Origin of the sequence: Eggerthella hominis, from assembly GCF_014287365.1 — a bacterium.
Classification (GTDB): Bacteria; Actinomycetota; Coriobacteriia; order Coriobacteriales; family Eggerthellaceae; genus Eggerthella; species Eggerthella guodeyinii.
On sequence record NZ_JACOOA010000005.1, the window covers coordinates 358656 to 376688 of the forward strand.

Below are 18033 nucleotides of genomic sequence, written 5' to 3' on the forward strand. Positions count from 1 at the left end.
TGGTACGGACGGCGTGGAACACCGCTGTCATCTATGGGCTGCCCGGCCTATGAGGAGGCATCGGCTTCAGCGCTTGCACTGGTTCTTTCGTTTGACAGCAGTATACCACATGATGCGAACATTTGTTTGTGATTTATTCGAATAATCCAAGCGCGTCGGTCAGCTCGTCGCGCGAGTGGATATCGAGCTTGCGGTAGATATGACGGATGTGGGTTTTGGCCGTGCCGTTCGCGATGAACAGCTCGCGCTCGATGGACCCGACGGTCTTGTGCTGCGCCAGCAACAGCAGCACCTCCTCCTCGCGCGGCGACAGCCCGTGCGTGCGTGCCAGCTCCTGGCACCGGTTCGCCAGCTCCTGCTTCTTCACGATGGCCCGGTCGCCCGCCGCGCCCTCCTCGCCCAGAAACGACACGCCCCACCGGCTGGACAGCTCCTTCTCCGAGAACAGGATCATCGTGGCCGCCACCACGAGGATGACCACGAGCCCGCTGACGACGGCCTGCGACCCGGCAAGCCCGAACACCGGCGCGCCCAGCAGCTGCTCGGCCTGCCGCCCGAACAGGGTGAACAGCGCGCGCACGCCGCGCTCGATGCCGAACAGCCACACGGCCGACATGCCGTAGCGATAGCACAGGTTCGCCATGATGAGCATGATGAGGATGGAGAACGCCGTGTACGAGGCGCTCGTGCAGAAATCGGACGCGGCCTGCCCCAGCACGCCCACGTTCGGCAGGATGAGGAACGCCGCCACCATGAGCGGCAGCGCGATGCGGTAGATCACGCCGAAGTCGAACTTGCCGCCGCGCGCGATGACGCCCGCGAACACGATGCCGGCAACCGCCAGCGTGCCGAACGCCGAGTGCGGCCCGAACGTCGACTGGTACATCGACGACTCCTTCAGCCCGTACGCGAACGCGTAGATGGCCATGAGCAGCACGATCTTCCACGGGAAGGAGAACTTGGACGGCTCGGGCTGCGGAAGCTCGTCCGGCGGCAGCGAGCGGAATCCCGCCGCGCAGGTGGTGAGCGACAGGAGGGGCAGCACGAGCACGATGGTTCCCAGCCACGGCAGCAGCAGCCCGCGGCAGCCGTAGATGATGAGCGCGGCCACGATCATGGACGCCGAATAGTACAGCGCCACGCGGAACGGGTTGAGGCAGCCGTACAGCTCCGACCACAGCAGGATGACGAGCGCGATGCCGAAGCCGCCCAGCAGCACCGCCGGCACGGCGAGTGCATCCGCCCATCCGGGAACCCAGATCGACGCGAACATGCCCAGCGTGGACGCCGTCAGCGACGCGCCCGCCACCACGTACACCGAACGCTTGCCGAACAGGGGGCCGAGGCGCTTCGCGCAGGCGGCGCAGACGAACATCGTGGCGATCATCACGAGGTCGAACGCGTCGTGGCCCGCGACGGCGGCCGCGGGGAACTCGACGAACGAGCCCACGAACACGATCTCGATCCACGCGCGGTACACGCCCAGCCCGAGGAAGAACAGCGGGATGGACGGCAGCCACGGCAGCAGCGGACCCGGCGGACGCACGCCCGTCGCATCGTCGAGCGCATCGCGATCCTCGGATGCGGCCTCTTCCTCTACCCTTCCGTCGTTCACCATAGCACCCCCAGCACGAAGCCGAAGCGCAGCCCGCGGCGCGCCCCTCCCCAGCGTTTCCGTGGCCCCATTGTAGCGAAACCGGCGCGCCCTGCCCAGCGCGCCCCGGGCGATATCGGGGTTAATCCCTCGCATAGTGCCTGATCATCGATGGGATGATGCCTAAGGATGATGAAAATAATCCCCGTTTCCCCGCCTGTGGACGAACGACAAGCGCGCATCGGCGGGCTATGGTGCGCATCGAGGGGTTCGCCACCGCCGGACGGGGCGAACGCGAAGGACCATCACGCTAGGAGGGCATCATGCACGAACACACCAACGGAATCAGCAGGCGCGATCTATTCAAGTTCGGAGGCCTCGCAGCCGCGGGCGTCGTCGGCGCCGGGGCGCTGGCATCCTGCGCGCCGCAGGGATCGGGCACCGCGGGATCGGCCAGCGCTGCGGGCACGACCGACGAGGCCACCACGGCCGCCGGCCACCTGCGCACCGGCATGCCGAGCTTCCTCGCCGCGCCCGAGGCCGTCGCCGACGGCGACATCAAGGAGACGAAGGACTACGACGTCGTGGTCATCGGCGCCGGCGCGTCGGGCGTGCCGGCCGCGCTGTCCGCCTTCGAGGCGGGCGCGAAGGTGGCGCTGCTGCAGAAGGAGTCCCAGGCCATCGCGCAGGGCAACTCGGGCAGCGGCATCGACCTGGCCACGAGCGACCCCGCCGACATCGCCAACCTCGTGTCGCAGCTCATCGCCGACAGCCAGCACCGCCCCAACCGCGAGCTCGTGGAGCTGTGGGCGCAGAACTCCGGCGAGGCCGTGAAGTGGGTCATCGAGAAGTCGCTCGAAGGCGGCGCGCAGGTGATCGACCAGGGCAACCAGCAGCATATGCCCCTCATCAACAAGCACGGCTACCAGATCAACTTCATCACCTCGTTCTTCGGGCCCAAGCCCTACAACACCGGAGACGGCATGCGCGCGCTGGCCGCCACCGCCGAGAAGGAGGGCGTGGAGATCTTCTACTCCACCCCCGCCGAGCAGCTCGTCACGGGCGACGGCGGCAAGGTGACCGGCGTCATCGCGAAGGGCAAGGACGGCTACGTGCGGTTCAACGCCTCGAAGGGCGTGATCGTGGCGTGCGGCGACTACCAGAACGACGAGGAGATGCTGCACTACTACCAGCCCGATATGACGAACTTCGAGCCCAAGCAGACGAACAAGACCGGCGACGGCCACAAGATGGTGGTGTGGGCCGGCGGCAAGATCGAGGACCTCGCGCACACGAAGATGCTCCACGACTTCGACGCGGGCCCGGCCTCCATGTGCGACATGCCGTTTTTGGCCGTGAAGATGAACGGCAAGCGCTTCGCCAGCGAGACGGTGGAGATGTCGCTCATGAACTGCTACCTGCGCAGCATTGAGGATTCCGGCCATTACTGCCAGGTGTTCGACAGCAACTATATGACCGCGGCGGCCGAGTGGCCCGGCAAGCTGGTGGACCCCGAGGCGCTCAAGGTGTACATGCCCGAGGAAGACGTCGAGCGCGAAGGCGTGTTCGAGGGCCAGATCAACACGTTCAAGGCCGACACGTTGGAAGAGCTGGCCGACAAGCTGGAAATCACCGACAAGGCCGCGTTCATCGAGAGCGTGAAGCGCTACAACGAGCTGGTCGCCGCCGGCAAGGACGAGGACTTCGGCAAGCCCGCGAACTACCTGATCCCCGTGGACACCCCGCCCTTCTACGGCATCCATCGCCACGTGCGCATGAGCGCCATCTGCTCGGGCGTGGACGTGAACGCGAACCACGAGTGCCTTACCCCGGAAGGCGAGGTCATCGAGAACCTGTACGCCATCGGCAACTGCTCGGGCAACTTCTACGGCGGCATCGACTACCCGCTGACCGTGTTCGGCCTGTCGCTGGGCCGCTGCTACACCGAGGGCTACGTCATCGGCCGCATGGTGGCTGAGAAGTAGCAGGCGCGAGGCCGCGAACAACCCGCGCGGGAGAGCCGACCCCTTCCCGGCTCTCCCGCAACTGCCGGCTACGAGTTACCAGCTGAGCAGCTCGTAGCCGTCTTCGGTGACCGCCACTTGGATCTCCCACTGCGCCGTGTCCGAGCGGTCGGCCGTGCGCACGGTCCATCCGTTTGGATCGCTCATGTCGATGGGCGCCTCGCCGGCGTTCACCATGGGCTCGATGGTGAACACGAGCCCCGGCACGAGCACCATGCCCGTGCCCGCCTCGGCCACATGGCTCACGAACGGATCCTCGTGGAAGTCGAACCCGATGCCGTGGCCGCCGAACTCGCGCACCACCGAGTAGCCCTGCGCCTTCGCGTACGCGTTCACGGCTGCGCCCACGTCGCCGAGCAGCCCCCAGGGCTTGACGGCGGCCAGGCCGGCCTCCATGGCCTTCTTCGTCTCGTCCACCAGGCGCTGCCGCTCGGGCGACACGTCTCCGATGCAGAACATGCGCGAGGAATCCGAATAGTAGCCGTCGAGGATAGTGGAGCAGTCCACGTTCACGATGTCGCCCTCGCGCAGCACGTCGTCTTCGGACGGGATGCCGTGGCACACCACCTCGTTGATGGACGTGCACACGCTTTTCGGATAGCCCTCGTAGTTGAGGTCGGCGGGGATGCCGCCGTGCTCCACCGTGTAGTCGTGCACCCAGCGGTCGACTTCCTCGGTGGTCGTGCCCGGCCCGATGCGCTCGGACACGTAGTCGAGCACGCCGATGTTGATGGCCGCGCTGCGCTTGATGCCCTCGAGGTCGGCGGCGCTTTTCAGCAGCGCGCGCTCGGGCAGCTCGAAGCCCTGCTCGTACAGGGCCTGCAGGCGCTCGTCGAAATCGAGGTGGCACTTCTTGTACTTCTTGCCGCTGCCGCACCAACATTCGTCGTTGCGACCCGGTTGTCCTTTGCCGTCGTACATAGCGTTGTCCTTTCGTTCGCGGGCTATTGTACCCCTGTTAGCCCCCGCGAACATCGTGAAAGCCCACCGGTGCGAGGGTTTCCGCAATCGAAACGCAGAACTCCCGACCTTGGGCGCAAAACGGCACTCCTGACAATCTCGGGGCGAGCAGGAGGTGGTTTGCCACGCTGGGGTCACAAGAAACCCCAGATGACGGGAGCTCGCTCGTTCTTTGGCCGCTCGATTTCACTCTTCGAATTGTCATGGGTGCCGATTTGCGCCCAAAACCGGAAGCGGGGGCATCCGCGCGCGCCGCGAAAGGCTACTTCGGCGACGCCTTCGCGCTCCCGCCGTGACGGCGCTTGAATCGGTGGTAGACGAGGACGCCCACCACCACGGCCACGGCGGTGACGCCGAACACGACGGCCGTGGCCCGCCAGTCGCCCGCAGCGGCGAACGAGGAGGCCAGCGTGATGGCCAGCACCGACGGCAGCCGCCCTGCCGTGGTGATCAGCACGAGGTGCACGGGATGCATGCCGGCGAACGCGGCGAGGTAGGCCATGAGGTCCTTCGGCAGGCCGGGGATGAAGAACGCCACGAGGATGGCGAGGTCGAACTTCTGCGCCTCGCGCATATGGGCCAGCTGGGTGCGGCGCTTCTCCGTGAGGATGAGCTCGAGCACCTTGTCGCCGCCGAAGCGCACGACCGCGATGATGGCGATGCAGCCCACCACGCTGGCGGCGAGGTAGACGAGCGCGCCCTTCCAGAAGCCGAACGCGTAGCCGGCGGCCAGCTCGAGCGGCTCGCTGGGGATGACGACCGTCACCTCCTGCACCACGATGAGGACGCCGAGCGCGACGGGCGCGAGCGGCCCCATGCGGTCCACCTGCTGCTGCACCCGGTGGCCGTCGAGCAGAAACCCCAGCACGTCGCGGCCGAACAGGAGCGCCAGCACCCCGACGATGCCCAAAAACACGAGCAGCGCCACCGCCACGGCCACGCGACGATCGCGCAGCCCTCTGTTCTCACCGTTCGCCATGCCGTCCCTTCCGTGCCGTTCGACACTGATTGTCGTACGGCGGCGGCGCGCGCGGGTGCGCATCCGTTAACGAACGGGTAACGGGATTGCGCTATACTGGGGAAACGGAACCGACGAGGAAAGGACGCCCCCATGCGCCAATCCAACCGATTGTTTCCCCTGTCTATCAGCCTCGCCCTCGCGTTCGCGCTCGGCATAGCAACGCTCGCCGGATGCACGCGTGCGGCAAGCGACAGCGAATCCGAAGCGCACGAACCGCTGGCCGTCGTCGACAAGGCCGCACCGACGCCGGATGCGACCGGCCCCCTTGCGTCCGAGACGACCTCCTACGGCGTGAACCCCGCCGACGTAGATTCGGCGTACCGCCTCACGCAGCTGCTCTCGCTCGATCCCAAGGACATTCCCGCCACCATGGAGGGTCTGGGATTTTCCTACGGCGCAGGCGTGCCCGTCGGCGCGTGGGAAAACGTGTCGGCCGAGGTGCCGCTCTCGCCTCCCGACTCGACGACGCGCATTCTGTTCAGCCTCAACGGCGGCGAGACTACAGCCGACCTCATGCGTGCGGGAAAAAGACCGCAAGCGATCACCATGAGCATCACCGCCCCCTATGCCGAATCGCCCGAGTCCGAAGCGGTCGGCGATGCGCTCCTGCAAGCTACGGGTTTGGGAGACGAGGTGTACCGCAATGAAACCGCCAACGAGAAGTTCGACCTGTCTTCGACCGTGCGAATCGGCGCATGCCCTGAGGGAAGCGCCGCGGCAATATGGCAACTTTCGACGTTCAACAACCGCAACGAGGTGTTCGAAGATACCACCTATTCCTTGACCGTGTTCACGGAGGAAGGCGCGTTTGCGTACGAAAGCGACGACATGGTAGAGGCGCGGGCGGCGTTGGGGATGTAGGCCGCTGGGCCGCGCCCGACGCGGGCCGGGGGATGCCGGGAGCCGCGTCGGGCACAGGGCGCGCGGGAGAGCCTACCCGCGCACTTCGGCGCCGGTGGCGCCGGACACCTTCTTGATCAGGCGCTCGTGCGCCTTGTCCACCTCTTCGCTCGTGAGCGTGCGGTCGGCGGCGCGGTACGTGAGCGCGTACGCCATGGACTTCTTACCAGCACCCACGCGCGCATCGTCGCGGTACACGTCGAACAGGCGCACGTCCTCCAGGAGCTTGCCGCCCGCCGAGGTCATGCACTGCAGCAGCTTCTCGTGCGTGACACCCTCGTCCACGACGAACGCCACATCCATCGACACGGCCGGGAACGTGGGCACGTCAACGTAGTCGCGCGCGGGACGGCTGGCCTTCGCGAGGGCGTCCACGTCCAGCTCGAACGCCACGATGGGCGCCGTCGCGTGATACGCGTCCACCGCCAGCGGGTGCAGCTCGCCCACCCAGCCGAGCTCCGTGCCGCCGGACAGCACCGCGGCCGCGCGGCCGGGCTGCAGGTGCGGCGCCTCGTCGGCCGCGAGCGCCTTGAAGCGCAGTTTCGGCAGCGCCAGCTCGCGCGCGAGGCTCTCCACCGCGCCCTTGCCGTCGAAGAAGTCGAACGCGGCGGGCGCGACGTTCCACCCGGTCTCGCCCATGGCGCCGGCCATGACGCCGGCGAGGCGGCGGCGCTCCTTCGGCTGCTTCTTGCCCTCGTGCGCGAAGAACACGGCGCCCGTCTCGTAGAGCTGCACGTTCTTCACGCCGCGGCTCTGATTGTAGGCGACGCTGCGCACGAGGCCCGGGACGATGCTCTGGCGCATGATGGACTGGTCGGCGTTCAGCGGGTTGATGAGCTCCACCGGCTGGCCCAGGCCCTCAGGGCTCATGCGCAGGCGATCGAGGTCGCCCGGCTCGGCGAACGAGTAGGTCATCGTCTCGTTGAGACCGCTCGCGCACATCGCGCGGTTGATGACGTCGGTCACGTGCTCGAGGTGCGAGCGCGTGCCGTAGCGGCCGCGGCCGCCCGGCAGCGTGGCCGGAATGCGATCCATGCCCCAGAGGCGCACCACTTCCTCGTACAGGTCGATCTCGCGCTCAAGGTCGGGGCGGAACGTCGGCGCCGTCACGGACAGCATGTCGGCGTCGTCGGTCTCGACCACCACGCAGCCCAGGCGGCTGAGGATGTCGACGACCTCCTCGCGCGGGATCTCGGCGCCCATCATGGCGCAGAAGCGCGGAACGCGGAACGTCAGATCGATGGGCTCGGTCTTCTCCAGCCACACGTCCACTATGCCGGGGCACACCGTGCCGCCCGACACCTCGGCGATGAGCGCGGCGGCCATGTCGGCGTTGAGGGCCACCGGGTTGTCGTCCACCCCGCGCTCGTAGCGCATGGACGCCTCGCTGATCAGGCCCAGGTTGCGGCTCGTGCGGCTCGTGTGCGCGCGGTCGAACGCGGCGGCCTCCAGCAGCACCGTGGTGGTGGCTTCGGTGACCTCGGTCTCGAGACCGCCCATGACGCCGGCCAGCGCCACGGCATGCTCTGGCGTGGCGATGACGGTCATGTCGGGCACGAGCTGGCGATCTTCGCCGTCGAGCGTGGTGAACCGCTCGCCCTCGGCCGCCGGGCGCACGATGATGTGCGCCTTGCCGTCCGCGCCCGACAACGTGTCGAAGTCGAACGCGTGGAGCGGCTGGCCCAGCAGGAACAGGATGTAGTTCGTCACGTCCACGATGTTGTTGATGGAACGCGCGCCCGCGGCGGCCACGCGCTCGGCCAGCCAGTCGGGGCTCGGGCCCACCTGCACGTTTTGGATGACGCGCGCCGTGTAGCGGCAGCAGCGGGACGCGTCGGCGATCTCGACGCTCACCTGGTCGGCCGCGGGGGTTGCGTCGGCGTCCTCCACGAGGTCGATCTGCGGGTACTTCACGTCGGTGCGGTACATCGCGCCCACCTCGCGCGCCATGCCCGCCATGCTCAGGCAGTCGGGGCGGTTCGGCGTGACCTCGAGGTCGAGCACCGTGTCGGACAGCTTGAGGTAGTCGGCGACGGGCATGCCCACGGGGGCGTCCTCGGGCAGGATCCAGATGCCCTCGTGATTGCTGCCCATGCCCAGCTCGCGCTGCGAGCAGCACATGCCGCAGCTCGTGACGCCGCGCAGCTTGGACTTCTTGATCTTGAAGTCGCCGGGCAGCACCGCGCCGACGGTGGCCACGGGCACCTTGATGCCGGCTGCGATGTTCGGCGCGCCGCACACGATCTGCGTCGGCTCGTCGGCGCCCACGTTCACCGAGACCACGTGCATGTGGTCGCTGTCGGGGTGCTGCTCGCACGTCTCCACGTAGCCCACGACCACGCCGTCGTACGCCTCGCCGGTCTTCTCCACCGCCTCGACGCCCGTGCCCGTCAAATCGAGCCGGTCGCAGAACGCCTTCGTGTCCGCCGGCACGTCCACGTATTCACTCAACCATTTCAGAGATACTTTCATACTGGTTTCTTTCTCTTGCTATCACCGGTAGTTCGCAACGTCAACGAAGATCGATCGCGGTACCCCGAATCACCGGGAGGGCGAGGACGAGGCGCTGGATGCGCGCGTCTTCGGCCTCGCCACGGAAGAGCGGGGCGCCGTCGAAGCCTAGAATTGCCTTAAGAAGCGCATGTCGCCTTCCACCAGCATGCGCAAATCGGGCACGTTGTACTTCAGGCAGGCGATGCGCTCCACCCCCATGCCGAACGCGAAGCCGGAGTACTTCTCGGGATCGATGCCCGACATCGACAGCACGTTCGGATCCACCATGCCGCAGCCGAGGATCTCAAGCCAGCCGGTGTTCTTGCAGAACCGGCAGCCCTCGCCGTGGCAGATGCCGCAGCTCACGTCCACCTCGGCCGACGGCTCCGTGAACGGGAAGTAGTGGGCGCGGAACCGCGTCTTGCGCTCCTCGCCGAACATCTGCTTGCACAGGTAGTCGAGCGTGCCCTTGAGGTCGCCGAACGTGATGCCCTCGTCCACGACGAGGCCTTCGATCTGCGTGAACTGGGGCAGGTGGGACGGGTCGGCCACGTCGCGGCGGTACACCTTGCCGGGCGCGATCACGTAGATGGGCAGCTCGTTGTCCTCCATCGCGTGCACCTGCACGCCGGAGGTCTGCGTGCGCAGCAGCACGTCGGACTCGCCGCGCACGGCCGCCTGCGCGCCGGAGAGGTCGCGCACGTAGAACGTGTCGGCCAGGCTGCGGCTGGGATGGTCGGCCGGGGCGTTGAGCGCCTCGAAGTTGTAGTAGTCCGTCTCCACCTCGGGACCCGTGGCCACCGTGTAGCCCAGGCCGAGGAATATCTCGGAGATCTCGTCGGTGATGCGGTTGATGAGGTGACGCGTGCCCACCTGCTGCGCGCGGCCCGGCAGCGTCACGTCCACGGCGGCCGCGTCGATGGCGGCGGCCAGCTCGGATGCCGCAAGCTCCTCCTTGCGGGCCGCGAGCGCGCCCTCCACGGCGGCGCGCACCTCGTTGCCCGCCTTGCCCACGGCGGCGCGCTCCTCCTTCGCGATCTGCCCCATCTGGCGCAGGTAGCCCGTCAGCGTGCCCGCCTTGCCCAGCACGCCGATGCGCACCTGCTCGAGCGCCGCGGTGTCGGCCGCCTGCGCGATCTGCGCGATGGTCTGCTCGCGCAGCGATGCCAGTTCTTCCACGATTGCCATAGTGCCGTCCCTTTCCGTCTCTCACCTCGCGCCGCCCGCCCGGCAGCGCAATAAAAAAGAGCCTTCTCGCGTCCTTGTTTCCGGGGATTGCTCCCCGATCCAAGGACGAGAGAAGGCTCTCGCGGTACCACCTCGGTTGACGGCTGCGCCTGCGCGCGGCCGCCCGCTCGTTCGCTCTGTGACGGGAGCACCCGGCGCATCCTACTTGGCGTCTCGCGGGGCGACGACGGGGTCGCGCCTCTGCGTCCGCGTTCAAACGCGCTGCTCGGAAGGGAATCGTCGCACTCGCCGCCCGGGTTCCTCGCAGCCTAGGGATACCCGTCTCTGATGGCGGCGCCGGTCGCGCGGCGCTGTCTTCGTCATCGCATGTAACGATGCAGTTTAGCACAAACGAGCGCGGCCGGCGCGAGATTCCACAAGGGGCGGCGAGACGCGATTACGTCCCGCCGCCGTTCCGTCCCCCCTAGCGCAGGTACTCGGCGTACGAGTAGCCCGTGGTGTCGCCGAACTTCACCTGGTACCAGTCGCCTTCCACGGCCAGCACGTTCACCGCGGTGCCCGCCGGGAACGACCCGATGATGGTCGCATCCGTGCTGGGCGCCGTGCGCACGTTGAGCGGCGCCGAGGTGGTCAGCTGGTTCATGGTGCTGGCGCCGGCGGTGTCCTCGGCGGTCGGCGTGTAGCCGCCCTGGCCGAAGCCGAGGTACTCGCCGTAGCAGTACCGGTCGACGCCGTCGATGCTCACGGTGAACCAGCCGTCGTGTTTCGCGACCACGTTCACGCCCTCGTCGACGGCCAACGAGCCCACGATGCGGCTGTCGGTGCTGGGCTGCTCGCGCACGTTGAGCGGCGCGGTGGCGTACATCGTGGTGGCCTTGCCGTCGCGGACGGTGCCGTCTTCCGAGCCCTCGAAGTTCAGGAACCGGTAGTAGCAGAAGCCCTCTTTGTCCTGGTACTTCACGTGGTACCAGCCGTCGGTGGTCATGCCGTACACCGGCACGGACGTACCCTCCGGCATCACGTCGATGACGCCGGCGTTGATGTTCGACGCGTCGCGCAGGTTGAGCGGCGCGGTGGTTGCCATGGTGGTCACCGCCTCGGACGCGAACGCGGTGGTGGCCAGTCCCGCGGTGAGCAGCAGGGCGGCCCCGAACCCGCCGAGCGCCGTCTTGCAAAGCCTCGTAGTCTCCATAGTTCCTCCTGCACGCTGTGATGATGGGAGCGTCGAACCCGTCGCGCGGGCCGACTCGGCCATACTAGCATCGGGAAGGAAGGAGGCATGACCTGGCAGCGTCATTCAAACGCCTGTTGAGGCTATAGGATGCGGTAGCTGACCGTCCGCAGGCCCCAGTCGAGGCACGACGAGAAGCCGAACGCCTTCCACACGCCGGGCTGCAAGTCGAGCGACCGGCTGCCGCCGCCCATATTGCCCGTGTCGTTGATGGTGGCGAGCACGGTTTGACCGTTGTAGGAGATTTCCACGGTGCGCCCAAGATACGAGCGGTAGCCGGGCCACGACACGGGAATGGCCACGCCCATGGAGTAGTCGTCGCAGACGGCGCCCGTCGCGGTGGTGCCCGGATTGGGCGTGTAGGGGTCGGTGGACCCGCCGTAGGCGGACGCTATGCCGGTGGACCAGCTGACGCCGGGATCGGGCGTCGGATCGGGCGAGGGCGCAGGGTCTTGCGCCGGGGGCGTCGGATTCGGATCGGGCTGAACCGGCGTGCCCGCATCGACCACGTCCTCGCGGCCGAGGGTGTTCGCGTTCTCGTCGATGACCGGCTCGGTGGCGCCGTCGGCCGCGGCCAGCTCCTCGGCCTTCTGCTTGAGCGCTTCCAGGCGCGCGGCCTGATCGCTCTGCGCGTTCGACAGCTTGGAGTTCGCCTCGGACAGCACGCTTTCGGCCTCCGCGCGCTTCGCCTCCAGCTCCTCGAGCTTCTTCTCCTGCTCGTCCTTCTGGAAGTTCAAGTCGTCGATGAGCTGCTCGTACTGGGCCGAGCGTTCCTTCTGCGCCTCCACCTCGTCGGCGTGGAACTGCATGACCGAGCCGAGGTAGGTGAGGTTACGTATGAGGTCGCTGAAGCTTTGCGCCTCGAGCACCATGGTCACGAGCGACTGCGACGAACCGCCGTTGAGGTACTCGTACGCCGCCGTCTTGCCGAGCGCCGTGCGGCCTTCGATGACCGCTTGCTGGGCGTCCTTGGCCTGAGCCGTGATCTCGTCGACGCGCGTCTGCAGCTCGTCCACGTCCTGCTTGAGAGCGTCGTAGTCGCCCGCGATGCTCTCCATGCGCGTCTCGGCGTCGTCGAGCGTTGCCTGCGCGTCGTCGACGGCCTTCTGCGCTTCCTCGGCCTCGTCGGCCCACGCGCGCGGAGCCGCCTGCCCGCCCAGGGCTCCGCCGCTCAGGCAGAGCGCAAGCGTCAGCATCGCCGCGAGTATCGCGCTCGGTGCGGGTGCGTGCCAGCGTGCAACGGATCTCATGCTGCGCCTCCTTCGAACAACAGACGATCGTGCGTCGCGCCCAACGCGGACGCGAGGTCGACGATCAGGTGCTCGTTATCGGTGAAGTATTCGTCGTCGTAATCGGCATCGGACATGATGACGAGGACGTAGGCGTCAGTATCGGCGATCACGAGGCCCGCGTCGTTGAGGGCGCCCATGTCGTACCAGAGCGTGTCTATTTCGTAGCCGGGCTTCGACAAAACGCGGTGCCGATCGCCCAGCGCCTCGCGCAGAAACGACCGGTCGGTCTGCTGCAGCACGTCGGAAAGCCATGCGGCGTTGCCCTCCCCCTCGGCCACGTACGCGCCGATGTTCAGCCACAGCTTCGCCAGGTCGCGCGGCGTGTAGGAGGGGTACCATTCGCCCTGCCACGCGGCGGCGTCCACGTCGGCCGCGGCGCACCACGCCTCGAAATCGCCCTGGTCGAAACGCTCGCGCAGCAACCCGTAGCCGGTGTTGTCCGAATGCACGATGGTGTTGCTCATGACGGTTTGCAGGTCGTAGCGGTCGATGTCGTCGGACGCCATGACGCCCGTGCCGTCGAGGATGACGTCCTCCACCACCTCATCGTCGAAGGAGGCCTTGCCGCCGTCCACCATGTCCTGCGCCGCGAAGGCCACGAACGGCGCCTTCACCGTGCTGGCCGAGAAGAACTGCTGGTCGGCGTTGTAGCCCACGCCTTCGCGCGTGGTGAGGTCGTACATGACGAAGCCCACGTTGAAGCCTGCATCGTGGAACGCGGCGATGGCGCTTTCCACGTCGGCGATCTCGTCGGAGGCCAGCGTGCGCGCGATGCCGGTGACCGAGCTGAACAGGTTCACGTCCTCGGTTCCGGATGCGGCGTCGAGCGCCGTGCGGGCGTCCTCGGCCACGACGCGCGGGTCGTCCTTCGCCTCGGCCTCGGCGTTCGCGGCCGCGTCGCCGTCGGTCTGCGCGGTGGCTTCGGGCAGCGCGGCGATGGCCTCGTCGGCGACGGCGATGGGGTCCTCGGCATGCACGGCGTTCGCCGCCATGGTGCCTACGCCGATGGCGAGCACTGCCGCAGCGCCCACGAGCACGCCCGCGACGAGGGCGGGCTGGCGCTTCAGCCGATGCTTGATCGTTTTGAGAACCTTTGCCACTACAGCCTTTCCGGCGAGTCCGCTTCACTGCCTTGCGCCCGTTCAGGGCGTGTCCGTCTGTGCAGTATTCCCTAACGAACGAAAGGATACAAGTCCGCAACAGCCAATCAACATAGGAGTGCCACGGGCTTTCCAAGGCGAGGAAGGTTACTCGTCGAAGCGCAGCTCGAGCTGCTTGCGGCGGCTTTGAGCGGTTTTGAAGCTCGTCCAGAACACGAGCAGGAAGAAGGGAATCCCCACGATGATCAGGAACACGCCGCCGAACGCCACCGACGACCACATGATCCCCTCCGCGCCCAGCACTTGAAATTCCGCCGCTATGCGGATGGCCGCGGCCAGCACGTCGACGCAGATGACGGAGACGATCGAAACGAGCACGTAGTACCCGGTTGGGAACTTCTCAGCTTCGGCGAACCGGTTATCGTCCGCGAATCCCTTACGGCACAGCAGCACTGCTCCGACGACCATCGTCAACAGCACCCATCCGAACAGGAACAGATCAGCCGTCGTGAGTTCCATGCGCCCCGTGCCGTTCGCCAGCACGTCGCGCATGTACATCGCCTGCTTGAGCGACCAATCGTAGTACATATACACGAGCACACCGAACGAAAGCATGACGAAGCCCACCTTGTAGATGCGGTTGCTTTCCGCTTCAACGCGCTCGTCCTGCGGGCCGACGTACGTCTTCCACCGCTGAGCCATTTTCACGATCACACACCTTCTTCCCAGAACGGGTCGTCGAAATTACCTTACTCGTCGTCGAGGTCTGCCTCGAGGCGCTTGCGACGGCGTTTCGCGACGGCGTACGAGGCCGCGAAGCATACGAGCGCCGCGACGAACACCTCCATGGCGAACACGCAGGCGATGACGATGTCGTCAAGCCAGTTCACGTCCTCGAGGCCCATGAGCTCGAACTCGGCGAGCGCGCGCATGAGCGTGGCGAACACGAGCACGATGACGGCGGCGCCGAACGACGCGCCCAGGCAGCGCTCGACGGGAAACAGCCCCTGTTCGTCGAGGTCGTCGAAAGCGAAGATTCCCTTGCGAACCAGCAGGAACCCCACGACGGCGAACACGAGCAGGAACCAGGAATTCAGGAACGGGCTGACCTCGGTCTCGAATCCCGGAGTCAGATCGTTCACGTACGCCACCTGCGAAAGCATGAAGCTGTGCCACACGTACAGCCCGTAGCCGGCGACGAACAGCCAGAAACCCGTCTTGTAGATGCGGTTCGACTCGGCGACGAGCCGCTCGTCGAGTTCTTGGCGCGGGCCGAAGAACCGCGCATGCAGACGCGCCCACATGGCTCACGCACCTTCTTCCCAGAACAGGTCGTCGAGGGTGCATCCCAACGCCTTGCAGATGGCGATGCACAGTTTGAGCGAGGGGTTGTAGCCGCCGGCTTCGATGAGGCCGATGGTTTGGCGCGTGGCCCCCACCGCCGCGGCCAGGTCGGCTTGGGACATGTCGGACGCCACCCGGGCGGCTTTCATGCGGAGGTTCTTGCCCGTCGCGCCGGATGCCGGCGGCGCGACCGCGCCCGAGCGCGATGCGGTGCCGGCCATGCGCCCGATGGTACCGGACGTCGCCCACGATGCTGCGTTCATCTCGGCCGTCCTTTCAGCGAGTTCGTGCGTTCTTTCGTGCAACTATACGGTTCGTTTGACATAATGTCAAATATATATTGCATTTCGCACGATCGAAGCGGCTTCATGGGTGCGGCCCGCAGGCGATCTATCGCGAAGCGCGCTCCGAAGTCACAAAAATCACCGCTGTGAAGCTCAACGCTCAGGCGCTCGCCATCGGAGCATCATGCGACCTGGGAAAACGCCAGCGAGATGCACGACGGTTGCGGCCGAATGCCCGGCGCAAGCCCTTAATGAGGCCGAAATCGCTTCACAGCGGTGATTTTTGTGACTTCGCACGTCGGTCGCGCGCCCTGCGAGCCCCCCCCGCCGTAGAGCGGCGAGGACGCGCTCGTGGTAGTATGTGGCTGCGCAACCGCTTCCCCCGCTCCCGGCACGAAAGGATCGACCGATGGCCCTCCCCTCACGCGCGACCTGCGCGGCCTGCGCGACCGTCCGCTTGGCGACGCGCGATGACGCGGAAGGCATGCGCGCGGTGTACGCGCCGTACGTCGAGACGCCCGTCACCTTCGACGTCGCCGTGCCCTCCCCCGACGAGTTCGCCGCCCGCATGGCAGACGTGATGCCCGCCTACCCGTGCCTCGTCCTCGAGCGCGCCGGGCGCATCGTCGGGTTCGCGTACGCCCATGCCCAGGCGGGGCGCGCGGCGTACCGTTGGAACGCGGAGCTGTCGGTGTACCTGGAGCAGGGCGCGACCGGCGCCGGCTGGGGGCGCGCGCTGTACGACGCGCTGCTGAAGCTGGTGCGCAAGCAGGGCATCCTGAGCGCGTACGGCCTGGTGACCGTGCCGAACGAGGCGAGCGAGCACCTGCACGAGGCCTTCGGGTTCGAACGGTCCTGGGTGCAGCCGCACGCCGGCTGGAAGGGCGGCTCGTGGCACGACGTGGCGTGGTACGTGAAAGCGCTCGCGCCCTTCGACGACCGCCCGCGCGACCCGATGCCGTTCGACGAATGCGCCCGCATGCACGAGGGTTTCGTGCGGCGGGTCCTGGCCGACGCGAACGCCGCGGTCGCCGCGCCGAGCCGGCGCGCGTAGGAGCCAGCCATGCAGCCCCAGCGCCTGTTCGAGATCGTCTACCTGCTGATGGACCGCGGTTCCTCCACCACGGCCGAGCTGGCGGCCAAGCTGGAGGTGTCCGAGCGCACGGTGCGCCGCGACGTGGACGCGCTGTCGGCGGCGGGCGTGCCCGTGTACATGACGCGCGGCAAGGGCGGCGGCGTGCACCTCATGGACGGCTACGTGCTGGACCGCTCGGTGCTCAGCGAGCGCGAGCAGAGCGACATCATGGCCGCGCTCTCGGCGCTCAACCGTACCGGAGCTGCGGACGAGGCGAGCGACGAGACGGCCGCGCGCCTCGGGCGGCTGTTCCAGCGCGAGAACGTCGATTGGCTCGACATGGACTTCTCGTTCTGGGGCGCACCGCCGAACTACCGCGCCGCGTTCGACACCATCCGCAACGCCACCATCGGACGGCACCCGCTGTCGTTCGCGTACTTCGACGCCGCGGGCAACCGCACCGAGCGCACGGTGGAGCCCGCGCAGCTCGTGTTCAAGGAATCGTCATGGTACCTGCGCGCCTGGTGCCGCGAGCGCGCGGCGTGGCGCACGTTCAAGCTGTTCCGCATCGACTGGGAGACGCTCAGCATCGCGCCCGAGACGTTTCAGGCGCGCCCGATGCCCGCGTTCGACGAGCGGGGCCACATGACGGGCAACGATCGGCTGGTCATGCGCTTCGCGCCCGAAGCGGAAACGCGCGTGCGCGAGGAGTTCGCGCCCGAGACGATCACGCGCGAGGCCGACGGCAGCTGGCGCGTCGACCTCGTCTGCGACATCAACGAACGCACGCGCTACTACCTGCTGTCGTTCGGCCCGTTGCTCGAGGTGCTCGAGCCCGTCGACGTGCGCGCCTGGCTGCACGAGCAGGCGCGCCGAGTGACGGAGACGTACGAGCGAGCATGACGCCCTGCCATCCCGAGCATGCTTTTCGTCGGGCTCGCGCCAGGGAGCGAACGGGTGCTTCGCATGAAACGCCCGAACCGGAAGACAGCTTCAAGGAGCGGCGGAATAGAAAAATCGAGGAACCCGGCGTTTCTGCTAAAAAAATCAACTTGTGAACGATTTTTAGACGTTGCGAAAATCGCGACCAGGGATTTCTCTTTTTGCGGTACCCAAGAGGAGCAAAATTTCGTTCACAAGTTGATTTTTTTAGCAGAAACACGATCCAACGCCGATTTTCGAAAGAAGCGAGGGCAAAATCCAGCAAGGGACGCAGCCCCTGCCATCATGAACGAGGCGCGTCAGGCGTAAAGTCGAAGGACGGTTTTTCGCATCATCGCAATCTCCCATCGGAGGGGAGGCGTCCGCACGATCCGGGCACCTCCCCACTCGCCTAATGCGAGTTTTCGGCAGGCTTGAGCGGCAGGTACTTCAACCCGAGCAGCAGGAGCAGCGCGCCCAGGCCGATCACGCCGAGCGCCACGCCGAACTCGAGCGGCGTCGGGAAGTACACCATGCCCTGGTAGGCGCTCGCCATGGTGCCGGAGGCGTCCGTCACGGTGTACTGCGTCATGGGGCCGGCGTAGT

At 66.8% G+C, this 18033-nt stretch carries 16 protein-coding genes and 1 pseudogene; 5 read left to right on the plus strand and 12 right to left on the minus strand.

Annotation, left to right across the window (positions count from 1 at the left end):
* Positions 1-133: 133 nt before the first annotated feature.
* On the minus strand, positions 134-1618 hold the full coding sequence (locus H8S61_RS12780) for a helix-turn-helix transcriptional regulator (protein WP_255466599.1): 1485 nt from the start codon (positions 1616-1618) through the stop codon (positions 134-136).
* Between the two features lie 299 nt (positions 1619-1917).
* Here H8S61_RS12780 and H8S61_RS12785 point away from each other — a divergent pair, with 299 nt between their 5' ends.
* The gene (locus tag H8S61_RS12785) at positions 1918-3579 is read left to right on the plus strand and encodes an FAD-dependent oxidoreductase (protein WP_186939237.1); all 1662 of its coding nucleotides are present in this window, start codon (positions 1918-1920) and stop codon (positions 3577-3579) included.
* Positions 3580-3654: 75 nt separating this feature from the next.
* Here H8S61_RS12785 and H8S61_RS12790 read toward each other — a convergent pair whose 3' ends face one another.
* Together H8S61_RS12790 and H8S61_RS12795 are read right to left on the minus strand one after the other, a co-directional pair.
* Positions 3655-4539: a methionyl aminopeptidase gene (locus H8S61_RS12790; protein ID WP_160942578.1), complete on the minus strand. Its 885-nt coding sequence runs from the start codon at positions 4537-4539 to the stop codon at positions 3655-3657.
* A gap of 301 nt (positions 4540-4840) precedes the next feature.
* On the minus strand, positions 4841-5557 hold the full coding sequence (locus H8S61_RS12795) for a TVP38/TMEM64 family protein (RefSeq protein WP_160942577.1): 717 nt from the start codon (positions 5555-5557) through the stop codon (positions 4841-4843).
* Between the two features lie 132 nt (positions 5558-5689).
* Between H8S61_RS12795 and H8S61_RS12800 the strand changes: the two genes are divergently transcribed.
* Positions 5690-6460, plus strand: a complete 771-nt coding sequence (locus H8S61_RS12800) for a hypothetical protein (RefSeq protein WP_186939238.1) — start codon at positions 5690-5692, stop codon at positions 6458-6460.
* Between the two features lie 72 nt (positions 6461-6532).
* Here H8S61_RS12800 and pheT read toward each other — a convergent pair whose 3' ends face one another.
* From pheT to H8S61_RS17495, 8 genes are all read right to left on the minus strand, one after another.
* Positions 6533-8971: a phenylalanine--tRNA ligase subunit beta gene (pheT, locus tag H8S61_RS12805; protein ID WP_186939239.1), complete on the minus strand. Its 2439-nt coding sequence runs from the start codon at positions 8969-8971 to the stop codon at positions 6533-6535.
* Between the two features lie 147 nt (positions 8972-9118).
* Positions 9119-10180, minus strand: a complete 1062-nt coding sequence (gene pheS, locus H8S61_RS12810; RefSeq protein WP_154333658.1) for a phenylalanine--tRNA ligase subunit alpha — start codon at positions 10178-10180, stop codon at positions 9119-9121.
* Between the two features lie 463 nt (positions 10181-10643).
* Complete coding sequence (locus tag H8S61_RS12815; RefSeq protein ID WP_186939240.1) at positions 10644-11372, minus strand: SH3 domain-containing protein; 729 nt, start codon at positions 11370-11372, stop codon at positions 10644-10646.
* Positions 11373-11494: 122 nt separating this feature from the next.
* The gene (locus H8S61_RS12820) at positions 11495-12661 is read right to left on the minus strand and encodes a coiled-coil domain-containing protein (protein ID WP_186939241.1); all 1167 of its coding nucleotides are present in this window, start codon (positions 12659-12661) and stop codon (positions 11495-11497) included.
* The gene (locus tag H8S61_RS12825) at positions 12658-13803 is read right to left on the minus strand and encodes a serine hydrolase (protein WP_366458390.1); all 1146 of its coding nucleotides are present in this window, start codon (positions 13801-13803) and stop codon (positions 12658-12660) included. The genes H8S61_RS12820 and H8S61_RS12825 overlap by 4 nt, the downstream gene beginning before the upstream one ends.
* Positions 13804-13950: 147 nt before the next feature.
* A complete protein-coding gene (locus H8S61_RS12830; protein ID WP_186939242.1) occupies positions 13951-14511 on the minus strand; it encodes a hypothetical protein in 561 nt (186 codons plus the stop codon).
* 41 nt (positions 14512-14552) lie between these two features.
* A complete protein-coding gene (locus H8S61_RS12835; RefSeq protein ID WP_186939243.1) occupies positions 14553-15107 on the minus strand; it encodes a hypothetical protein in 555 nt (184 codons plus the stop codon).
* Positions 15108-15110: 3 nt separating this feature from the next.
* The gene (locus H8S61_RS17495) at positions 15111-15410 is read right to left on the minus strand and encodes a helix-turn-helix transcriptional regulator (RefSeq protein WP_255466600.1); all 300 of its coding nucleotides are present in this window, start codon (positions 15408-15410) and stop codon (positions 15111-15113) included.
* Between the two features lie 430 nt (positions 15411-15840).
* Here H8S61_RS17495 and H8S61_RS12845 point away from each other — a divergent pair, with 430 nt between their 5' ends.
* The 3 genes from H8S61_RS12845 (at position 15841) to H8S61_RS12855 (ending at position 17757) form a co-directional block, all read left to right on the plus strand.
* Positions 15841-16485: a GNAT family N-acetyltransferase gene (locus H8S61_RS12845; RefSeq protein WP_186939244.1), complete on the plus strand. Its 645-nt coding sequence runs from the start codon at positions 15841-15843 to the stop codon at positions 16483-16485.
* 9 nt (positions 16486-16494) lie between these two features.
* Positions 16495-17409 (plus strand): helix-turn-helix transcriptional regulator, encoded by a 915-nt coding sequence (locus H8S61_RS12850; protein ID WP_186939245.1) that lies wholly within the window; start codon positions 16495-16497, stop codon positions 17407-17409.
* Positions 17410-17472: 63 nt separating this feature from the next.
* Entirely contained in the window at positions 17473-17757 is a 285-nt protein-coding gene (locus H8S61_RS12855; RefSeq protein WP_186939246.1) for a hypothetical protein, read from the plus strand.
* 82 nt (positions 17758-17839) lie between these two features.
* Here the strand turns inward: H8S61_RS12855 and H8S61_RS12860 are convergent.
* A pseudogene (locus tag H8S61_RS12860) lies at positions 17840-18033 on the minus strand (NrfD/PsrC family molybdoenzyme membrane anchor subunit); the annotation flags it as partial.